Source organism: Massilibacterium senegalense (genome assembly GCF_001375675.1).
Taxonomy (GTDB): Bacteria; Bacillota; Bacilli; order Bacillales; family Massilibacteriaceae; genus Massilibacterium; species Massilibacterium senegalense.
On the sequence record NZ_LN831781.1, the window covers coordinates 1 to 2,955 of the forward strand.

Consider the following 2,955-nt stretch of genomic DNA (forward strand, 5'->3'; position numbering starts at 1 on the left):
TTGTACAACCAATTTAGTATTAGGATAAGCCCTCGACCGATTAGTATCTGTCAGCTACACGTGTCACCACGCTTCTACACCAGACCTATCAACCTCATCATCTATAAGGGGTCTTACTAGCTTACGCTATGGGAAATCTCATCTTGAGGGGGGCTTCATGCTTAGATGCTTTCAGCATTTATCCCGTCCACACATAGCTACCCAGCGATGCTCCTGGCGGAACAACTGGTACACCAGCGGTGTGTCCATCCCGGTCCTCTCGTACTAAGGACAGCTCCTCTCAAATTTCCTACGCCCGCGACGGATAGGGACCGAACTGTCTCACGACGTTCTGAACCCAGCTCGCGTACCGCTTTAATGGGCGAACAGCCCAACCCTTGGGACCGACTACAGCCCCAGGATGCGATGAGCCGACATCGAGGTGCCAAACCTCCCCGTCGATGTGGACTCTTGGGGGAGATAAGCCTGTTATCCCCAGGGTAGCTTTTATCCGTTGAGCGATGGCCCTTCCATGCGGAACCACCGGATCACTAAGCCCGACTTTCGTCCCTGCTCGACTTGTAAGTCTCGCAGTCAAGCTCCCTTATGCCTTTGCACTCTACGAATGATTTCCAACCATTCTGAGGGAACCTTTGGGCGCCTCCGTTACCTTTTAGGAGGCGACCGCCCCAGTCAAACTGCCCGCCTGACACTGTCCCCAAGCCGGATTACGGCTTCAGGTTAGAATTTCAGCACAACAAGGGTAGTATCCCACCAATGCCTCCCTCGAACCTAGCGATCCGAGTTCTATGGCTCCTACCTATCCTGTACAAGCTGTACCAAAATTCAATATCAGGTTACAGTAAAGCTCCATGGGGTCTTTCCGTCCTGTCGCGGGTAACCTGCATCTTCACAGGTACTATAATTTCACCGGGTCTCTCGTTGAGACAGTGTCCAAATCGTTACGCCTTTCGTGCGGGTCGGAACTTACCCGACAAGGAATTTCGCTACCTTAGGACCGTTATAGTTACGGCCGCCGTTTACTGGGGCTTCGATTCAGAGCTTCTCCTAATGGATAACCCCTCCTCTTAACCTTCCAGCACCGGGCAGGCGTCAGCCCCTATACTTCGCCTTGCGGCTTTGCAGAGACCTGTGTTTTTGATAAACAGTCGCTTGGACCTATTCACTGCGGCTTTCCTAGGCTTGCACCCAAGAAAGCACCCCTTCTCCCGAAGTTACGGGGTCATTTTGCCGAGTTCCTTAACGAGAGTTCTCCCGAGCGTCTTAGAATTCTCATCCCGCCTACCTGTGTCGGTTTGCGGTACGGGCACCATCCACCTCGCTAGAGGCTTTTCTTGGCAGTGTAGGATTAGGAACTTCGGACCATATGGTCCTTCGCCATCACAGCTCAGCCTTTGTGGTAAGCGGATTTGCCTACTTACCAGCCTAACTGCTTGGACGCGCATAACCAGCAGCGCGCTACCCCTACCTTCCTGCGTCCCCCCATTGCTCAAATGGTGACGTGGTGGTACAGGAATATCAACCTGTTCTCCATCGCCTACGCCTTTCGGCCTCGGCTTAGGTCCCGACTAACCCTGAGCGGACGAGCCTTCCTCAGGAAACCTTAGGCTTTCGACGGAGGGGATTCTCACCCCTCTTTTCGCTACTCATACCGGCATTCTCACTTCTAAGCGCTCCACCAGTCCTCTCGGTCTAGCTTCGCTGCACTTAGAACGCTCCCCTACCACTGTCCGTTAGGACAATTCGCAGCTTCGGTGATACGTTTAGCCCCGGTACATTTTCGGCGCAGAGTCACTCGACCAGTGAGCTATTACGCACTCTTTAAATGGTGGCTGCTTCTAAGCCAACATCCTGGTTGTCTAAGCAACTCCACATCCTTTTCCACTTAACGTATACTTGGGGACCTTAGCTGGCGATCTGGGCTGTTTCCCTCTTGACTACGGATCTTATCACTCGCAGTCTGACTCCCAAAGATAAGTCTATGGCATTCGGAGTTTGACTGAATTCGGTAACCCGAGATGGGCCCCTAGTCCAATCAGTGCTCTACCTCCACGACTCTTCCTTTGAGGCTAGCCCTAAAGCTATTTCGGGGAGAACCAGCTATTTCCAAGTTCGATTGGCATTTCACCCCTACCCACACCTCATCCCCGCATTTTTCAACATACGTGGGTTCGGGCCTCCATTCAGTGTTACCTGAACTTCACCCTGGACATGGGTAGATCACCTGGTTTCGGGTCTACGACTACATACTAATTCGCCCTGTTCAGACTCGCTTTCGCTGCGGCTCCGTCTCTTCAACTTAACCTTGCATGCAATCGTAACTCGCCGGTTCATTCTACAAAAGGCACGCCGTCACCCATTAACGGGCTCCGACTAGTTGTAAGCACACGGTTTCAGGTTCTCTTTCACTCCCCTCCCGGGGTGCTTTTCACCTTTCCCTCACGGTACTGGTTCACTATCGGTCACTAGGGAGTATTTAGCCTTGGGAGATGGTCCTCCCGGATTCCGACGGAATTTCACGTGTTCCGCCGTACTCAGGATACATTCTGGAGAGAATAATGTTTCAATTACAAGGCTGTTACTTTCTTTGGCGGACCTTTCCAGGTCGCTTCACTTACATTATTCCTTTGTAACTCCGTATAGAATGTCCTACAACCCCAAAAAGCAAGCTTCTTGGTTTGGGCTCTTCCCTCTTCGCTCGCCGCTACTAAGGGAATCGATGTTTCTTTCTCTTCCTCTGGGTACTTAGATGTTTCAGTTCCCCAGGTTACCTTCTTTACGCTATGAATTCACGTAAAGATACTATCCGATTAAGGATAGTGGGTTTCCCCATTCGGAAATCTCCGGATCAAAGCTTACTTACAGCTCCCCGAAGCATATCGCTGTTCGTTGCGTCCTTCATCGGCTCCTAGTGCCAAGGCATCCACCGTGCGCTCTTTATAGCTTAACCTAAAT

Annotated in this window: 1 rRNA gene; it reads right to left on the minus strand. The window is 51.6% G+C overall.

Annotation, left to right across the window (positions count from 1 at the left end):
* Nucleotides 1-20 precede the first annotated feature (20 nt).
* Nucleotides 21-2,950: ribosomal RNA gene (locus BN1372_RS00695) — 23S ribosomal RNA — on the minus strand.
* Between the last annotated feature and the right edge of the window lie 5 nt (nt 2,951-2,955).